The sequence below is a fragment of the uncultured Shewanella sp. genome (assembly GCF_947501225.1).
Classification (GTDB): Bacteria; Pseudomonadota; Gammaproteobacteria; order Enterobacterales; family Shewanellaceae; genus Shewanella.
In genome coordinates this window covers 306,771-324,537 of sequence record NZ_CANMUW010000006.1, presented here as the reverse complement: position 1 = coordinate 324,537, position 17,767 = coordinate 306,771, and the positions used below count along the sequence as shown (strand labels likewise).

Sequence of the window (17,767 nt, the reverse complement as noted above, 5' to 3'; positions counted from 1 at the left end):
CGGGCCTAAATCTTAAATAAACTTACGGCTTGATGAAGCGACTCGGCACGAGCTTGAACCTCACTCGAAGCTTGCGCGTTTTCATCTGCAGCTGTCGCCGAATCCTGAGCAATATCTCTGATAACTACGACATTCTTGTTAACCTCTGAGGCAACCATACTCTGCTCTTCGATTGCTGCTGCAATTTGAGTACTCATATCCATGATATTTGTCACATCGACATTTATCTGCTCCAACAGGGTACCGGCTGATGCCGCCTGTTCCGCACTCTCTCCACCTTGCCTTTGTGTCGCCTCCATCAACTGTACTATGGAGCGGGTTCTCTCCTGCAGAGTTTGAATGATCCCGGCAATCTCTTCGGTCGATTCCTGAGTCCTCATCGCCAGGCTGCGCACCTCATCGGCGACAACCGCGAATCCCCGTCCCTGTTCACCCGCACGAGCCGCCTCAATAGCCGCATTAAGCGCAAGCAGGTTTGTCTGTTCAGCGATGCCTCTGATCACATCCAGTACGCTACCGATCGTCTCGCTGTCCTTCTCCAACTCGCCGACTACCTGCGCCGATCCGTTAAGTTGTTCGGCCAAAGATTGAATCTTCTCTATGGTCTGTTCGACTCCTGCCTGCCCTTTTTGAGCATTCTCATGGGTATTACCGGCCCTGTCGGCGGCCAGCTCGGTATTCTTTGCAATCTCATCGATAGTGGCCCCCATCTCGGTTATGGCGGTCGCCACCATATCGGTTTCATTAAGCTGCTGGCCCACGCCTTCTGAGGCTTTGGTTGCATTTAATGAGAGCTCTGCACATGAGTGGTTCATGATCTGAACCGATTCAATCACCTCCTCAATCAGCTTCTGGAAGCTTTCTACCATGAGGTTAAAGTGTTTAGCGATCTGGCCCAGCTCATCATTGGCGGTAGCATCGCAGCGAACCGACAGGTCTTTATTTTTTTCGATATTTGAGATTGCAAGAGTGATCCGTGTAACCGGCTCCATAATACTGCGGATAATGATGAAGGTGAAGGCGCAAAGAACAATTGCGATCAGAACAAATATCACGACTCCCCTCGTAAGAGAGGACTCTTCAGCGGCGTGGATAGCCGTAACGGCTTGCTCTTCGAGCCGTTCGGAATCCTCTTCTGCCGTCGCGATGGCATCACGCAGAGCCGCCATCTCACCATCATTCTTGGTTAAACCCAGAGCTTGCTCCTTGGCGACCAGGGTTCTGAAATCCCCCTGATAACTTCCGATGAGTGACAAAGTCTCACTTTTGGCCCTCTCGTCCAGTGCGGACTCGGCTAAGGCCTGCTCAAATTTGCTGATATTGCTGTCAAATTTTTCCTTATATTTCATATCCCGACGAAGCATGAAATCTTTCTCATTACGCCTCAGTTGTAACATGATCACCATCAACTCTGGCTCGTCATACTTCTTAACCAGAGTTTCCACATCATGAACGGCTTGTCGCAATGTGCCATAGAGACCGGTTTTCGGCGTTAAGCCAATCTCCTGCTGCAGCTTGACCACATTCTTGAAGGACTGCCCATAGTGACTCAAACTCCTCTCAAAGCTCTGCAATGTCTCGGTCGAAATATCGTAGGCAACGAAATCCTCCCTTAACTTCTCTATCACCATCGCAATCTCATCTGATTTTGCCTGATGCTTATCCAGATAACCGAGCTCTAAGCGGGCGAAAAAATCCTTCTCATCTTTTCTAAGGCTTAACACCCCTCTCTCTAACTCAATAATATTTTGAGCGGTATGTGACAGATCATCCTGTACACCGCTTGAATATAGTTGCAGTCCAAACATGGCAAATATCGAGAGAATCGACACTGCGGCGCTGAGCAGTAATTTATGACGAATAAGCATATTGGCGACCTTTTAACTAGAGCACTCTATTAAGAATAGTTGTAAATAAATCACAGGGCTAAGTTGATTACAGCAGGATTAAAATTATTATGATGTATCTCCTGCTGTTATCGGCACCTAAGCCAGCATCATTAGCTGATTTTAGTAAAAATACATAATATAACCATGAAATACAGCCTTTTTCAGACTTTAATAACGCTCCTTACATAAATTTAATAGTATATCTCCCACCCCAAATTGGTATACAATATCCAAAAAAAATACAAGCGGAGCCTTTATGTTAGTCATCGATGCCGACACCATTCATCAAACACTGAGTTTTCCGAAGCTGATCTGCGCACTGAAAGAGACCTTCTCTAAACCAGCCGGTATGCCTCAACGGCAAGTATTTTCTTTAGATGAATCATCATCCCACAGTGATGCCTTTGCCCTGCTCCCCTCATGGAATGAGCAAACAATTGCAGTTAAGGCCTTCACCTACTTTCCCGGTAATCCGGCTAAATCATCAGAGTTAGAGAGTCTCTACTCCAAAATCATGATTTTTGATCGTAAAACCGGCGTTCCGCAGGCATTAGTCGATGGTACCAGCGTGACTTACTGGCGTACCGCCGCCATCTCGGCGCTGGGAAGTGACTTCCTGGCAAGAGAGGACGCCTCAAGGTTGCTGATATGCGGAACCGGACGCCTGGCATCGTTTATGGCACTCGCCCACGCAAGCGTCAGGCCTATCACCGAAATAAAGATATGGGGCCGTAGCCCGGAAAAAGCACAACAAATTATCGATAAAGTGAACACCAGTCGACCGGATATCGATGTTCAACTATGTGATGACCTTGAAGCTGCGGTGCGAAATGCTGACATCATCAGTTGCGCCACCGGTTCTCCGTCCCCTCTGTTCGACGGTGACTGGGTACAGGAGGGGACACACACCGATTTCGTTGGTAACCACAACCATGACAGGCGAGAATGCGACACCAAGCTGATCTTAAAATCCGATGTTTATGTCGACTCAAAAATCAATGTTTTTGCTGAAGCCGGAGAGATCAAACTTCCCATCACCGAAGGGGTATACAGCACAAATAAGGTCAAGGGGGAGTTGGCGCAGTTGTGCGATGCCAGCATCAAGGGCAGAACCGACGACAAACAGATAACCCTATTTAAAACCGTCGGTACCGCTTTAGCCGATCTTGTCGGAGCACAACTGGTGTTTGCTGAAATAAAGCAAAACCAATAACCTTCAAGGGAGAGGAAGCCCCCTCTCCCCACCCAAACAACACATATACCTTTTTGCAACATTTATTTAATATGGGTTCAAACCTTTTCCTGCCAAGCCTATGTCTAAAACTATCAAAAGAGTTTGGAACTCATAACACAGGGAATATTGCGTGAATGCACAGATACAGTTCATCGAGAGCCATCAGCTTTCAGAGCCGGAACTGATTGAAAAAGCGAAGCTGGGGGATAAGACCGCCTTCAGGCAACTCTATCTGCTTCATCACAAGAGAGTGTATGGCCTCTGCTTCAGGCTATCAGGACAAGCCTACTTAGCCGAAGAAGCAACACAGGAAACCTTCGTGCGCTTGTGGCAGAAGCTACCTCAATTTCGGGGAGATAGCCAATTTAGCACCTGGCTACATAGCATGACCGTCAATCAGGCATTGAACAGCATTAAGAAACACAAAAGTTTTTGGGCCAGATTCTCATCGATACATGAACATAGTGAAACCGGCTGTGAGAAAGCAGAGTATGAGGTGTTTGACAAGTTACTGCTCAGACTTCCCGAGCGGGCAAGAATAGTGTTCATCCTGTTTTCAATTGAAGGTTACAAACACGATGAGATAGCCAGCTTGCTGGGCATCGCATCCGGCACCAGTAAGGCGCAATACCACAGAGCCAGAAAGCTACTACAGGAGATGCTGTAATGGATAGTAAAGGTAGCAAGCTAGACGATTTAGTCGCTAATCTGCCCAGGGAGATGACTCCGGAGCATGACCTATGGGGCAACATAGATAAACGCCTCGACGCCCCCATTAGTAACCCCGGCATGCGTGGCAAAGGCCACCTATGGCGTAATGCAGCATTAGCCGGAGTGCTATTGACTGCTCTCCTGTTAGGACAGAACTACATGACGCCGGATTTACAGCCCATCGAGACAAATGCCCCCCTGATAAATACCCTCGCGGAGATAAAGTTTCAACACGACATGCAAATTGCACAACTTCAACAAGCGAGTGCACTGGTTAACTGGCGGAGCAGCCAATATAGCTCTCCCGTCGAAACAGGTATCGAACAGCTAAGGGAGGCCGCCAGACAGCTCTATGAATCACTGCAACGTAACCCAACCGATAAACAACTCTGGCAATTGTGGCTATGGACCCAACACAGAGAGATAGAACTTTTAAGGCAGGGGCAGAAGCTACCTGTTTCACAACATTCACAAGGAGCGACAATATGAAACCCTCTCAAATATTAAGTTACCTCGCCATCCCCCTTATATTGGTAGCAAATATGGCTATCGCCGCACAGTCTGTCGATAAGCAATTATCTGTAGGTGACAACCTCAAACTCAATATCAAGGTGCTGAGGGGAGAGATTAAGATAAGCTCCTGGGATAAGAATGAGATAAGCGTAAAGGGGACCTTAGATGAACTCAGCGAAGGTTTTATATTAGATAAGCAGGGAAATCAGGTCACACTGGAAGATAAGATGCCCCGTAATTTCAATGGAAATAATAGCAAGGGTTCTGATTTTATCATCAAGGTGCCTAAAAACCTGACTCTCGACGCAGAGGGGCTTTCCTCCAGCTACAACCTCTCCTCGCTATCCGGAATCATTGGTGTCTACTCCGTCAGCGGCGATATCGAAGCCTCCGATATCACCAATCAAACCTTCATCCACACAGTATCCGGTGATATACAAACATCGAACTTAGCCGGAAAGATAAAACTGGATACGGTATCGGGAGCGATAGAGGATAGAAACAGTAATGGAGAGATAAGCTATAAGCTGGTCAGTGGAGAACTTACGGCAAACTCCTCAGCCGAAAATGTCTCTATCGAGCTGATATCGGGAGACGGCAAGGTTCAACTGAGTGAAGTTAACGAGTTAAGAGTCCAGACTATCAGTGGCGATATCTCGCTCAAGATGACGGGCCTGAAATCCAGAGCAAACCTGGATAGCGTGAGTGGTGATATAGCATTGAATCTCCCTGAAAATATAGCCGCCAACTTCAATATTAACGGCGGACCGGGAGGAAAGATCAGAAACAAACTTACCGATGACGAGCCCAAAAAGGAGAAGTACTCTCCAACCTCTTATCTTAAATTCCAAACCGTCAGCGGCGGTGCCGATATCAAAATATCGACCATCAGCGGTTCAATTGAGCTCTCTGACTGAGTATGATTATTTATTAAAGCCGATAACGAAAGGCCTGCATCTGCAGGCCTTATATCAATAGATATTCGTCTACTTGACCGAGTCTATCTCCTCATCGGTTAGGTAGCGCCACTCTCCGGGTTCAAGCTCTTCATCCAGCTCAATCTTACCCACGCACTCTCTGTGTAAGGCGGTGACTCTGTTTCCTACCGCAGCAAGCATACGCTTAACCTGGTGATATTTACCCTCGGTTATCGTCAGTCTTGCCTTATGAGGCGTTAAAATTTCCAATATAGCCGGTTTCGTTAATCCATCCTCATTATTAAGCTGCAACCCCTTCGCAAACTCATCGATGAGTGATGAGTCCAGAGATTCGGCCACCTCAAGCAGGTAGCGTTTACCGCACTCTTTCCTTGGAGAGGTGATTTTGTGGGACCACTGGCCGTCATTTGTGATCAGTACTAACCCTGTCGTATCTGCATCGAGGCGCCCCGCAATATGGAGATCTTCGGGCTTTTCAATATCCAACAAGCCAAGCACCGATGGATACACCTCATCTATGGTCGAACAGATAGTGTCGACAGGCTTGTTGAGCATGATAAAACGGGGGCCGACAACCGAAAGCTGCTCGCCTTCGAGGCAGATAGTATGAGCATCGGTCACCTTAAAGCCAGCGTTCTTAACAACTTCACCATCACAAGTCACATCACCACGATGCAGGGCTTTCTTCGCTAAAGAGCGGGTTAGCGAAGTAGATTCGCAGATAAATTTGTCTAAACGCACTATGGTTCTCAGCTAAAAATACACAAGTGGCGACATTATGAAGCCCAAGCTCACAAAGGGCAAAGATTTGCTTGGCAAGTAAGTCGACTTCCCCCTAACCTGTTTGGAGATACGAGCAGGAGCGCTTATGAACCAGGAACTCAGTAACTATCAAAAAATGATCTCCGGTCTGGAGTATAACTACTTAGACATGGAGATCATGGAGCTAAGAAAGCAACAACAGATCCGTAATCGACAGGCTAACCTGATGCTCGATTACCAACATGATGAGAAACTGCTGCCGCATATCTCATCCGATGCCATCATAGTCCCGCCTTTCTATATCAGTTACGGCCTGCACATTCACCTTGGCAGCAGGGTATATATCAACAGTAATGTGACTCTGCAGGACAACGCTCCCATCCACATTGGGGAGCACACCATGGTTGGTCCTAATGTCCAGTTTTATACCGCCAACCACCCGCTCGATGCTGAAAAGCGTTGTCGGGGCTTCGAGATTGCCAAGGCTATCACCGTAGGCAAACGGGTCTGGATTGGCGGCGGCGCAGTTATCCTTCCGGGTATCAGCATAGGCGATGAAGCCGTGGTCGGTGCCGGCTCGGTAGTCACTAAAGATGTTCAGGCAAAAACTGTGGTTGCCGGAAATCCGGCAAAATTAATCAAAGTGTTATCGCCAGATAATCAGCATAGACAAGCGCCTGAATTATAGGCGCAATTTCCCCTCCAAATACTAGCATCGGCGACGAAGCCGTTGTCGGTGCCGGCTCGGTAGTCACTAAAGATGTTCAGGCAAAATCTGTGGCGGCCGGAAACCCGGCGAAAGTGATCAAGCAACGCTAAGCCGATATTTGCCGGTTTCATGGTGGAAGAAACCTTTACTTACATAACTAAATGGCTTGAAACACACGTAAGTGCCCGTCAACACTTGTCTATACCCACCTCAAAACCTTAACATGTGTAACACGATGTAAGCCCCACATAGACTTACTGAGCAAAATCCAGTTGCCGTATCATTAAAGCAGTGGCATTGGACATAACAACAATGACCCAAAGATGGGCAACCAGCAGACAAAGGAATCGTAATGAAGAAAGTACTCGTTGGGGGACTTTGTGCCTCATTGATAGTAGGTCTCAGTGCCTGCAATAATAAAGAAGCCGAAATAAAGGCTCCTGAGACCAGTAAAACTGAGGCAGCAGCTGCAGTAGCTAAAGCACTGGGCTCAGGTATAGAGTTCGCCAATTTTGATAAGTCAGTTCGTCCCCAGGATGACTTCTACAGCTACGTCAACGGTACCTGGATAAAGAACACCGAGATCCCGAGCGACAGAACCAGCGCAGGGGCATTCTATGACCTTCGTGAAAAATCCCGTGATGATGTAAAAGCCATTATTGAAGAGGTTGCCGCCACTCCAAACTTAACTGAGGGTAGTGACGAGCAGAAAGTTGCCGACCTGTATCGTTCTTTTATGGATACAGATACGCTAAACAAGCTAGGAGTTTCGCCGATACAGGGCGAGCTGGATAAGATAGCCGCACTAAAGTCGAAAGAGGAACTGGTCAGATATTTTGCTCACAGCCAGCTCATAGGCGGTGGCACTCCACTGGCTTTCTATATCAATGTCGATGCTAAAGACTCCAGCCGTTATGCGACCCATATCTGGCAATATGGTCTGAGCCTCCCTGAGAAGGACTACTACTTCAACGAAGGCGAGCGATTCGTGAATATTCGTAAAGCCTTTGTCGAACATATCGAAAAGATGTTCACTCTGGCTGGTCTTGCAAACCCTAAAGCCAGCGCCGAGCAGGTATTAGCCCTCGAAACAGCAATAGCCAGCAGGCACTGGGATGTCGTCGAGACTCGCGATAGCACTAAGACCTATAACCTGATGCAAGTTAAAGACCTTCCAACATTGGCACCCGACATCGATTGGAACGGATACTTGACGACATTGGGTGTCGAGAAACAGAGCGACATCATCATTAATCAACCAAGCTTCATTCAGGGCTTCAATGAAGTCCTAAAGGCCAACGAACTTGCGACATGGCAGACTTACATGCAGTGGCAACTGCTTACACACTTTGCCGGCCAACTAACGGCTGAACTTGACAGGGAAAACTTCGAGTTCTTCTCTAAGACACTGAATGGCCAGGCCGAGCAGCAACCACGCTGGAAACGTGGCGTGAGCACGGTTAACTCACTACTCGGTGAGGTCGTGGGTAAAGTCTACGTTAAGCGCCACTTTACGCCTGAAGCCAAGCAGCGCATGCAGGCACTGGTTGAGAACCTGCGCGGGGCTTACGGTGACAGCATAGATAACCTGGACTGGATGGGTGCCGACACCAAAGTTGCGGCAAAAGATAAGCTCGCTAAATTCGATCCCAAGATTGGTTACCCTGACAGATGGGAAGATTACAGTAAGCTGACGATTAAAGCCGATGACCTCGTCGGCAACAGTATTCGTGCAAGTCTGCTGGGCCATGAGAAAGAGCTGGAGAAGCTTGCGGGCCCAATCCGTAAGTGGGAATGGCATATGACACCACAAACGGTCAACGCTTATTATAATCCGACCATGAACGAGATCGTATTCCCCGCGGCAATCCTTCAACCTCCGTTCTTTAATATGCAGGCCGATGATGCCGTCAACTATGGTGGTATCGGTGCCGTCATTGGTCATGAGATGGGCCATGGGTTCGACGACCAGGGGTCGAAGTTTGACGGTGAGGGCAACATGCGGGACTGGTGGACAGAGCAAGATCTATCTGAATTCGCCGCACGCGGTAAAGCCTTAGTCGAACAATATAATGGCTATGCGGTATTCGATGACCTAAACGTTAACGGTGAGCTGACACTGGGTGAGAATATCGGCGATCTATCGGGTGTCACCATTGCCTATAAGGCCTATAAGAAGTCTCTTAACGGTAAAGAGGCTCCGGTTATCGACGGCTTAACCGGCGATGAGCGCTTCTTCATCGGATTTACTCAGATCTGGCGTGCGAAGATCAAAGAGGAATCTATGCGTAACCGTGTGGCAACCGATCCTCACTCTCCGGCTAAATTCCGTTCAGTGGGAGCCCTGTCTAACATGCCTGAATTCTACACCACATTCGATGTAAAAGAGGGTGATGCCATGTACCTGCCACCCGAGAAGCGTGTAAAGATCTGGTAAGTTAACAAACCTATTTTATCTTTCACAAGAGCGCGTTAAGCGCTCTTTTTTTATATCTGAATCGGATAGACTCCTATATGAACAAACTTTAATTACCCATTCAGCGTGGATTAAGCAATCAGAGCCTAAATTAACCTTATCGTTTAGTATTTCAGCGAGAAAAGAGGTCTACTTTATGTTTATGACTAGTATGAACAGATTGTTTCGTACGTTTTTTATCTTCCTGCTTCTTCTATCTACCCGCACAGGGTTCGCGGCCACTTACGAACTACAAAATGACGTCAAAGAGAAAAGTGATAACTATGCCGTCAGGCAATCTCTGACCAAAAACCTGACCGGACTGACCTCTATCTCCAGTCACCAACACCAGATCCCCAGACAGACCAGCTGCGATCTCGCCACCCTCTACTCTCAGGCGCAGCCCGCGCAAGACGAGCTGAACCTTATCATGCACACCATAGCCGAAAACAGCCACAGCTCGCCTCTGCTGCCTCCCATCAAGAGTTACTCGAGGGCTCAGGAGAAGATGATAACTAAGTTTGATGGTGACGCGAGTCTGTTAACCGATCTGGCAAGAGCCACACTGGTTAGCAATAATATTCATGATCTGATGCAAGCCTATGAATCACTGAGCACAAAAACTCAGATAGTCCAGGTCAAAAACCGCTTCGCCTCACCCAAGGAATCAGGCTATCGCGATCTCAACGTACTTATCAGGCTGCCGGGGTCAAAGATGATCGCCGAGGTGCAGCTTCATTTAGATGAGATAGCAAAGATAAAGAGTGGCGCAGAGCACTTAGTGTATGAAGAGGTACAGGCGATACAAGCCCAGGCTAAGCGTGAAAGCAGAGCGTTAAATGAGTTTGAAACGGCGAGAATCACTCACCTGCGCCAGACCTCACATAAGCAGTACCATAAAGCCTGGCTGCAATATAAGCGCATCGATGAAGCCGGACTCATTACCGCCGCAGCAGCCTAACCCTTTACTGCCAACACAGGATGAGTGGCTCGGTTAAACCTCTGAGTCACTCACCGGGCTATCAACTCCCCAGATACAGAATAAGTAAAATCAAAATATGAGTTTTGCTACAAAGCCTAACTAACAAAATAACGACAATCAGGATATACTGTCGCCACTGATACATAACCAGCGAAGAGACGATGCACGACATCATTGAGCAACTACGGGAACTAAGCGAAACGGTTCCTATCCCTTTAGAACTCCCGACCTTTGAACAACTCGTGGTCGTTGAAGAGGAGATCCTCATTCCTCTGCCTGCAGAGCTAAAGGAGTACCTTCTTTTCGCCAGTGATGTTATCTACGGAACCATCGAACCGGTAACCGCCAGCGATCCCTACTCCCACACCTACCTGCCGGAAGTCACCGCCTATGCCTGGTCTATCGGCATGCCAAGAGAGTATATTGCTATCTGCCAACAGGGTAATAGCTTCTACTGCATCGACCAGGAGGGTCAGGTGATGCTCTGGAGCGAAGATGAGCTGGAGAGTGAAACCTGGGAATCATTCTGGCAGTGGGCCGAAGAGGTCTGGTTACAGAGCTAGATTCCAGGTTCTAAACAAGTTAAATAAATTTTCGCATCAAGCTTGCGGAAATCATCTCTATTTGGGAAAAATCATGTCAAAAAGTGCCGGCTTAAATGCCATCGAAATAAAGTACCTACGTTTATCTGTAGGTCTAACCCCTGCGCAGGTCGCCGAACTTTCAAAAGCGAGTGAAGAGGATGTTCTCGCCTGGGAAGCCGGCGAGAAACCGGTATCAGGTCTTGCTGAGAAGAAACTGCTGGAGATAGATGAGATCATTGAAATGCAGGTACTGAACACCTGTGACGGAATCGAAGAGTTATTTAAGAAAGAGCCTAAGCGCAGACTCAGTTTTGTGGTCTACCCGACTCAAGCTATCTATACCCAATACAACCCTGAGTTCTTGAGTTCGCTGCCGCTCACCGAGCTATATAACACAGCCGCGTGGCGTATCAAGAAAGAGTGTAAGCTTGTTCTTGAGGTCGAGGTAACCTTAGTCCCACTCGATGTTGAAGGTTACAAAGCCTTCCGTGAGAAGGAGGGCCTGAAAGAGAGCCGCGAAAGCCGGGCAAAATGGGCTGCAACGCAGATATAAATAGCGAGTTGCGAGTTGCGAGTTGCGAAGAGAGCATCAAAAAAAGCATCTAAATAGATGCTTTTTTTGTGTGCAACTCAGCGGCTTTTACTCGGCGCCGGCCATCTCTTTTTCGAGTGCTCTGGCCATCGCGGGTCTCGCAGTAACACGGTCTCGATAGGCCGCAAGTTTTGGCGGGATATCCTGCTCGAAACGCGTCGCCCACAACAGAGTATGTGCTAACAAGATATCAGCCGCGGATAAACTCTCCCCTAACAGGTAATCACTGTCCGGCAGCCACTCTTCCGCAATAGCCGCCGCCCTGTCAAACTCCCACTTAGCAACAGGTAATATGCTGCTCTGACGCAGGTTTTCTGGCAGGGCAAATTTGTGCTTACCCATGGTCCACAGAGGTTGCTCTAACTCACAGATAATAAAACTCACCCACCTGTGGTGGATGGCACTGAGATCGCAACCGACTTCGGGTAGCAGTTTCCTGTCGCCATACTTTTCCGCCAGGTGCAAAACGATAGCCGCCGACTCTGTCATAACCAGCTCGTCATCGATCAGTGCTGGCACTTTACCGCAGGGGTTCACCGCCAGAAAATCTGCGCTCCGGCTATCTCCTTTGGAGAAATTGATGAAGTGATACTGCCAATCCAGCCCTAACTCCTCCAGCGTCCATGAGACACGTAGCGAACGGCTACGGGGAACACCATACAACTTAATCATGACACACTCCTTCGTTATCCAAATTGCCTGCTCAAATACCAATGGGTACTGATTTAACTCTCTATTTAAAGGAAAAAATGCGGCCTATGGAAGACCGCATTTACATTCTCTTACCCTTTTATAATATCGCTCACTCCACGACTAGCCATTAAAAACGGTAGCTTGCTTTGGCATACCAGAGGGCCCCAATCGCCGAGTGGGTCGACTGATCATATCCCATAAAGTCAGCCTGACTAAAAGAGGGCTCCTGATTCAGAACATTATTACCACCTACTGTCAGGCTCCACTGCTGAAATCCGACATAGGTTACATTTAAATCAAGTGTCACCATGGAATCGATCATGCCTTCGGCTCCTGCATCAACATTATCTTCATACTCGCCGATATAGTTCACCCGTGCACTGGTTTGCCAGTCGGTGATGCCCCAGTCCAGTCCCCCTGTCCAACGAAACTCAGGGTGCTGATACTTGCCAGCCAACGCTTTCTTACTGCCATCTTCACGAACCTGATCGAATGAGTTAACCCAGGTCAAATTGTAGCTAAAGCCAAACTCTCCCATGCTCCCGGTATCCATACGATATTTAAGATCGAAGTCGATACCATCCGTTGTCTGGCCACCTAAATTCCTGAATTGGTCATAGATCTCAATGATACGGCCGGGTACACCACCAGCAGAAGGCTCACGCTTAACCACAGATGGATCTGAGCCCTGGGTATCGACCAAATGCTGCGTATCTGAGGTAATTAGCCCCTCTTGATCATAATTCCAATAATCGATACCGACACTTAAGTCTTCAGCAATTTCCCAAACACCGCCGAAGTTATAAGATGTTGACTCTTCAGGTTTAAGGTTGGGGTTGCCCGAAAACAACACGGTACGCTCTTGCGCACTACAATCCTCTTCGAGCCCGGTTAACGGGCAGCGAACCGAATCGACGATTCCGGGAGACTCCTGTGTTGCACCAAGGCCCATCTGAACTAAGGATGGAGCCCTGAATGCCTCTCCCCAACTCGCTCTCAGAGTCAAATTATCCAGTGGCGTATATCTCAGAGCAACCTTCGGATTGGTGGTGGTACCAAAGTCACTATAGTCTTCGTAGCGTAACGCCAACTGTGCTTCCAGTTTCTCAAATACCGGCACCGCAAACTCAACAAACAGTGAAGTTTGATCTCGCTCCCCCGCTGCCTGTGTCGCTTCAGTACCGAAAATCTCACCACGCAGGAAAAGCTCATCCGGATTATCCGATAACTCCTCCTCCCTGTACTCGAAACCGACCGCCATAGCCACGCTGCCGGCAGGCATGTCGAAAAGCTCACCAGCTATCTTGCCATCTACAGCTTGTGTCGTAGATTTACCGTCACGGGTCGTATTTACCGATATTTGCTCTAACACCTCTGCTGACTGGGTCGTTGCCAGAGGATTGAAGTTACCCGCATTAATCTGCTCCTGCAATCTGGGCGTCCAGACAAAACCTTGCTGACCGAATTCATAGTTACGGTTATAGGAGTAGGTGTACGCCAGCTCCCATTCCCACTGCGCCACCATTCCCTCAAGCCCCAGTACGACACGAGCACTATCCGATTCGGCACTCTTCTGTCTCGGACCCGTTTCAGTCAGGCGACGTCGCATGGTTAAGTCTTCGCCGGGGAAAGGATTTGTCGCGGCTCCGCTGGTGAAAAGAGGATTACTGTCAAGCATGTAAAACTCACTGAAAGATGGACTCGCCGCACCTTTGATCACGCTCTCGTTATGCTGATACATCAGCTCGGCAAACATCTTCAGATCGTCATTAATTTCAAAATCCTGAAAGACGGATAGACCGATACGACGGGTTTCCGGCACAGAGGTCATGACCGGAGCGTAGTCGTAGCGGCAATAGGCACCACCTATATTCTCTGCCGGACAGTTCGGATCCGGCGTCCAGCTATAAAGGTCTGACTTAGGTGTAATCGAACCATCAATGCCTATGGTGGCTGGAATATAGCTACCGGGATTACCCGCCGATGAGCGGAAATCGAAACCACCATTTGCGGTCTGATTCGCTGACTTAGAGTAATCCCTGTCACCAAACAGAGTCTCATTCTCTTTAAAATAGTCCAATATCACAGTGGTATGGGAACGTTCCGAGCTGGTCCCCCAAAGCATCGACGCCGCAGTTTGACCGCCGCCATCCTCAACTGTTTCAGCGACCTTTGCATTCACCTCGAAGCCTTCGAAATCTTTCTTCAGAATGATATTTATCACTCCGGCAATTGCATCGGAGCCATAAGTCGCAGAGGCACCATCTTTAACGATATCGACACGTTTTACCGCTGACATGGGAATAGAGTTGATATCCACAAAGGCAGTATCGATAGACTTAGCAAACGAAGAGACCGCGATTCGGCGTCCGTTAAGCAAGACCAGTGTCGAATCCGCCCCTAAACCACGCAAAGAGACCGCCGCGCCACCGTTGGCAGTATCGTCGGAGTTGTTACCTTGTGTGGAAAATGTACCGCTACCAGAGATGGGTAACTTACTCAAAAGTTGAGACATATCCTGTGCACCTGAGCGAGCGATATCCTCTTCGCTCAACACCGTCATAGGCGAGGCTCCCTCCATATCGATACGTTTAATATGAGTTCCAGTAACTTCGATTCTCTCTACGGGCTCATCGTTTGCAAACGCATTTGAAGTGAGTATTGATGAAACAGCCAGTGCGCACAGGCTGGGGTAAGCTTGTAGTATCTTCATAATCATCCTTTGATTTTTTTATTGTTTTTAGCGCCATGACTACCACAAACTTCAGTCCGGTTGCTGTAAGTGCTGCCAAAACTAAACTAAAGCCTAAATTAGCAAAGTCAAATAATTTAAGTTCAACACGTATCAAACAGGCAGAGGAAAGTGTTTAATGAGCTCCTCATTCCGAACCTTCCACATTAATGCAGCTCTCAGCATTGGTTTCATTGCAACATCTTGTTAATCTAATTTATTCGCTTTGCTAAACAAGGGGCGATAGATGGATAGGACATTAGTCAAACAGATAGAAATTAACGCCACTCAAAACGATTGCAGAGCGAACACTTTCTCATGGAAAAATTAGCCGATAAGCCTGATTTAAACTCACACAAGGCCACCTATAGCTCAGCGAGAGTACCCCTGAAGGCATTGGGGCCCGGCTTATTAATGGCCGCCGCAGCTATAGGCGCCTCACACCTGGTCGCCTCTACCCGGGCCGGCGCCGAATTCGGCTGGCAACTTGCATGGCTGATCTTAGCCGTCAACCTGCTCAAATATCCATTTTTTGCCGCCGGAGCCCGCTACACGGCGGCAACCGATGAGAGCCTGCTCCATGGTTACCAGAAACAGGGCCGGGGCTACCTGATACTATTTACCTCACTCAACACCATAGCGGCCATAGCCAGCACGGCAGGGGTAACCATGTTAACCGCAGCCATGCTGACACTATTCATCCCGTTATCTATCGATATATTGGGGCTGATTGTCTTAATATCCAGCTTGACTCTGCTTATTTTCGGCCACTATGCGCTTCTCGATAAACTCACTAAGGTGATCATGTTTTGCCTTACGGTCACCACCTTGATTGCCGTCGCCTTGGCACTGAATGCCCCCTCTCTGGTCGATTCCGAATTTATATCTCCCTCCCCATGGCAGTGGGGGTATATCGGTTTCCTGGTCGCCATGATGGGATGGATGCCCGCACCGATAGAGGTCAGTGCATGGAACTCTTTGTGGTTATTGGAAAAACAGAAAAGCCAAAGTATCACTAAAGAGCAGGCCATCTTCGACTTTAATCTTGGCTACATAATCACGGCTCTGCTAGCCGTCGTTTTTTTAGCCCTGGGCTCCTTGGTCATGCATGGCAGTGGTGAGCAGTTCTCAGCATCGGGGGTTAAATTTGCCAGCCAACTTATCACCCTATACAGCCAGATCCTGGGGGAGGAGACCCGTTACCTGATTGGTGCTGTCGCCCTGTTATGTATATTCAGCACCACAGTGACCGTTATCGATGGTTATAGCCGCACCCTGAACATGGGCATGCAGTTACTGACCCAAAAGCCCAATTCAAACAAGCTACTTACATGCTTCATGCTGCTCATCAGCGCCCTGGGGCTCGCCATCATACTCTTCTTTAAGGGGGCATTATTGCCACTGCTGGAATTTGTCATGATATTGGCCTTCATGACCACAGTGGTGTTTGCCTGGTTAAACTATAAACTGATGACCAGTTCCCCCCTCCCCGAATCTGACCGCTATGGCTGGAAGATGAAGCTACTCTCTAAAATAGGCCTACTCTATCTGCTCGGTTTCGCCGGCCTGTTTATCTACTGGATAGCAACGAAGTAAGGAAGTTAAGATGAAATCAGGGATTAACCCAATTGGCTTACGCGGGATTGCAATCCTGCTCAGTTTATTAATAGCCCCCGTTCATGGCGACACCCCAGATGCCAAAGAAAACGCCACCGCGGAAAACAGCCTGAACGAACAGGCTGACTCGAATAAACAAGCCTCGCAGGTGACTCCCCTGGCACATAGAGTCAGGGAGGCCATCGATAACTCCCTGCAACCCTTTAGCGGCAGTGTACTCTTGTCACAAGGGGGGAAACCTCTGCTCAGTTTGCAAAAGGGCAGAGGGATCGATCAAGAGTCCAGTTTTGTCATCGCCTCTCTCTCTAAACAGATCACTGCGACCTTAATATTGCGAGCCGTCGATGCCGGAAAACTGCACCTCGACCGTACAATTAACAGCTATCGATTCGATAGCGACACACGGGTCGATAACGAGCCGAACTTGAGTAAAAAGCCTGAGAGTGAGGCATCTCCGGGCTTCGATGCAAAGTTTGAGACAGTTGCCGATGCAGACTTAGCAACAGCTCAAGCCGATGACGAAAATGCACCGAGCAGCACTGCGGCTCTGCAGAGTCCCTCTCCCGAGAGCGTACCTGAGATCCTCTATGGCACCTCCACACAGGAGCAACCGTTTTTCAATCCGAACCGCTTCGATGAGAGAATTACCCTTCATCACCTACTGAGCCATACTTCGGGTATCGACAGATTAGGCAAGCCCAACCGCTTCGAACCGGGCTCACAGTTTCAGTATTCCAACTATGGATACACGGTTCTGGGAGAGTTGCTTGAGCAGGTTAATCAACAGCCGCTGGCTCAGCAGATTGCCGACTTCAAACTGGCCAATAGATTAGGAGGCATCTATGCAGAGCTGGGGGATATTGATGATATTCGTCAACGAGCCCCCGCTCTCGCCATAGGGTTAACTGAAACTGCAAACGGGTTAAGTCCATCAGATCTCGAGATAACCCCATCCCTGATCCCAGCGGGGGGAGTGATAGCCACCGCCAGAGCCTTCGCCGATTTTCAGCAAAAGCTACACTCGGGAAAGTTAACCAGTGCCAAAAGTTATCATCTGATGACAACGCCTCACACCGAGATAGCGTTCCTGTGGCCGAATATGAGTTACGGATACGGGCTACGCATAAACTTTGATGGTGACCTCACCGAATATAGCCATACCGGGTATCTGCCTGGCTATATGTCTATGACCCTCTACTATCCGCAATTTGACATGAGTCTGGTGATGCTTGAAAACATCTCATTAAACCTGAACTCTCTGGAGCGGGTATTTGAGCTGCATAACCAGGTTCGGGCAATCATCAGAGAGAGGCTGCTGTCGACACAGATTCAAGATGTTAAATAAATCCGGAGGTTC

Annotated in this window: 15 protein-coding genes and 1 pseudogene; 12 read left to right on the top strand and 4 right to left on the bottom strand. The window is 48.5% G+C overall.

The features are described from left to right. Positions 1-5 precede the first annotated feature (5 nt). The gene (locus Q1B47_RS11730; RefSeq protein ID WP_299793570.1) at positions 6-1,868 is read right to left on the bottom strand and encodes a methyl-accepting chemotaxis protein; all 1,863 of its coding nucleotides are present in this window, start codon (positions 1,866-1,868) and stop codon (positions 6-8) included. Between the two features lie 277 nt (positions 1,869-2,145). Here Q1B47_RS11730 and Q1B47_RS11725 point away from each other — a divergent pair, with 277 nt between their 5' ends. From Q1B47_RS11725 to Q1B47_RS11710, 4 genes are all read left to right on the top strand, one after another. After that, a complete protein-coding gene (locus Q1B47_RS11725; protein ID WP_299793567.1) occupies positions 2,146-3,102 on the top strand; it encodes an ornithine cyclodeaminase family protein in 957 nt (318 codons plus the stop codon). A gap of 151 nt (positions 3,103-3,253) precedes the next feature. Then, on the top strand, positions 3,254-3,790 hold the full coding sequence (locus tag Q1B47_RS11720) for an RNA polymerase sigma factor (protein ID WP_299793564.1): 537 nt from the start codon (positions 3,254-3,256) through the stop codon (positions 3,788-3,790). Next, a complete protein-coding gene (locus Q1B47_RS11715; RefSeq protein WP_299793561.1) occupies positions 3,790-4,323 on the top strand; it encodes a hypothetical protein in 534 nt (177 codons plus the stop codon). The genes Q1B47_RS11720 and Q1B47_RS11715 overlap by 1 nt, the downstream gene beginning before the upstream one ends. Then, on the top strand, positions 4,320-5,264 hold the full coding sequence (locus tag Q1B47_RS11710) for a DUF4097 family beta strand repeat-containing protein (protein WP_299793558.1): 945 nt from the start codon (positions 4,320-4,322) through the stop codon (positions 5,262-5,264). Before Q1B47_RS11715 ends, Q1B47_RS11710 begins: the two co-directional genes overlap by 4 nt. Before the next feature lie 69 nt (positions 5,265-5,333). Here Q1B47_RS11710 and rsuA read toward each other — a convergent pair whose 3' ends face one another. After that, positions 5,334-6,026: a 16S rRNA pseudouridine(516) synthase RsuA gene (gene rsuA, locus Q1B47_RS11705; protein ID WP_299793556.1), complete on the bottom strand. Its 693-nt coding sequence runs from the start codon at positions 6,024-6,026 to the stop codon at positions 5,334-5,336. Between the two features lie 127 nt (positions 6,027-6,153). Here rsuA and Q1B47_RS11700 point away from each other — a divergent pair, with 127 nt between their 5' ends. From Q1B47_RS11700 to Q1B47_RS11675, 6 genes and pseudogenes are all read left to right on the top strand, one after another. Then, the gene (locus Q1B47_RS11700; RefSeq protein WP_299793554.1) at positions 6,154-6,735 is read left to right on the top strand and encodes a sugar O-acetyltransferase; all 582 of its coding nucleotides are present in this window, start codon (positions 6,154-6,156) and stop codon (positions 6,733-6,735) included. Between the two features lie 26 nt (positions 6,736-6,761). Next, a pseudogene (locus Q1B47_RS11695) lies at positions 6,762-6,866 on the top strand (sugar O-acetyltransferase); the annotation flags it as partial. A gap of 242 nt (positions 6,867-7,108) precedes the next feature. Then, a complete protein-coding gene (locus tag Q1B47_RS11690) occupies positions 7,109-9,193 on the top strand; it encodes a M13-type metalloendopeptidase (protein WP_299793551.1) in 2,085 nt (694 codons plus the stop codon). A 190-nt stretch (positions 9,194-9,383) separates the two neighbouring features. Further along, positions 9,384-10,172, top strand: a complete 789-nt coding sequence (locus tag Q1B47_RS11685; RefSeq protein WP_299793549.1) for a GTP pyrophosphokinase — start codon at positions 9,384-9,386, stop codon at positions 10,170-10,172. A 182-nt stretch (positions 10,173-10,354) separates the two neighbouring features. Then, complete coding sequence (locus Q1B47_RS11680; protein ID WP_299793547.1) at positions 10,355-10,756, top strand: SMI1/KNR4 family protein; 402 nt, start codon at positions 10,355-10,357, stop codon at positions 10,754-10,756. A gap of 73 nt (positions 10,757-10,829) precedes the next feature. After that, the gene (locus tag Q1B47_RS11675; RefSeq protein ID WP_299793544.1) at positions 10,830-11,330 is read left to right on the top strand and encodes a DUF4447 family protein; all 501 of its coding nucleotides are present in this window, start codon (positions 10,830-10,832) and stop codon (positions 11,328-11,330) included. A gap of 87 nt (positions 11,331-11,417) precedes the next feature. Here Q1B47_RS11675 and Q1B47_RS11670 read toward each other — a convergent pair whose 3' ends face one another. Next, a complete protein-coding gene (locus Q1B47_RS11670) occupies positions 11,418-12,041 on the bottom strand; it encodes a glutathione S-transferase family protein (RefSeq protein WP_299793542.1) in 624 nt (207 codons plus the stop codon). A 148-nt stretch (positions 12,042-12,189) separates the two neighbouring features. Further along, on the bottom strand, positions 12,190-14,775 hold the full coding sequence (locus Q1B47_RS11665; RefSeq protein WP_299793540.1) for a TonB-dependent receptor: 2,586 nt from the start codon (positions 14,773-14,775) through the stop codon (positions 12,190-12,192). Between the two features lie 336 nt (positions 14,776-15,111). Between Q1B47_RS11665 and Q1B47_RS11660 the strand changes: the two genes are divergently transcribed. Beyond that, a complete protein-coding gene (locus tag Q1B47_RS11660) occupies positions 15,112-16,389 on the top strand; it encodes an Nramp family divalent metal transporter (protein WP_299793537.1) in 1,278 nt (425 codons plus the stop codon). A gap of 10 nt (positions 16,390-16,399) precedes the next feature. Beyond that, the gene (locus Q1B47_RS11655; RefSeq protein WP_299793534.1) at positions 16,400-17,755 is read left to right on the top strand and encodes a serine hydrolase; all 1,356 of its coding nucleotides are present in this window, start codon (positions 16,400-16,402) and stop codon (positions 17,753-17,755) included. Positions 17,756-17,767: the final 12 nt, after the last annotated feature.

Bases quoted from the DNA above. Each gene is read 5' to 3' on its own strand.
- Q1B47_RS11730 (WP_299793570.1), bottom strand. From the start codon at position 1,868: ATGCTTATTCGTCATAAATTACTGCTCAGCGCCGCAGTGTCGATTCTC.
- Q1B47_RS11725 (WP_299793567.1), top strand. From the start codon at position 2,146: ATGTTAGTCATCGATGCCGACACCATTCATCAAACACTGAGTTTTCCG.
- Q1B47_RS11715 (WP_299793561.1), top strand. From the start codon at position 3,790: ATGGATAGTAAAGGTAGCAAGCTAGACGATTTAGTCGCTAATCTGCCC.
- Q1B47_RS11710 (WP_299793558.1), top strand. From the start codon at position 4,320: ATGAAACCCTCTCAAATATTAAGTTACCTCGCCATCCCCCTTATATTG.
- Q1B47_RS11700 (WP_299793554.1), top strand. From the start codon at position 6,154: ATGAACCAGGAACTCAGTAACTATCAAAAAATGATCTCCGGTCTGGAG.
- Q1B47_RS11690 (WP_299793551.1), top strand. From the start codon at position 7,109: ATGAAGAAAGTACTCGTTGGGGGACTTTGTGCCTCATTGATAGTAGGT.
- Q1B47_RS11685 (WP_299793549.1), top strand. From the start codon at position 9,384: ATGAACAGATTGTTTCGTACGTTTTTTATCTTCCTGCTTCTTCTATCT.
- Q1B47_RS11680 (WP_299793547.1), top strand. From the start codon at position 10,355: ATGCACGACATCATTGAGCAACTACGGGAACTAAGCGAAACGGTTCCT.
- Q1B47_RS11675 (WP_299793544.1), top strand. From the start codon at position 10,830: ATGTCAAAAAGTGCCGGCTTAAATGCCATCGAAATAAAGTACCTACGT.
- Q1B47_RS11670 (WP_299793542.1), bottom strand. From the start codon at position 12,041: ATGATTAAGTTGTATGGTGTTCCCCGTAGCCGTTCGCTACGTGTCTCA.
- Q1B47_RS11665 (WP_299793540.1), bottom strand. From the start codon at position 14,775: ATGAAGATACTACAAGCTTACCCCAGCCTGTGCGCACTGGCTGTTTCA.
- Q1B47_RS11660 (WP_299793537.1), top strand. From the start codon at position 15,112: ATGGAAAAATTAGCCGATAAGCCTGATTTAAACTCACACAAGGCCACC.
- Q1B47_RS11655 (WP_299793534.1), top strand. From the start codon at position 16,400: ATGAAATCAGGGATTAACCCAATTGGCTTACGCGGGATTGCAATCCTG.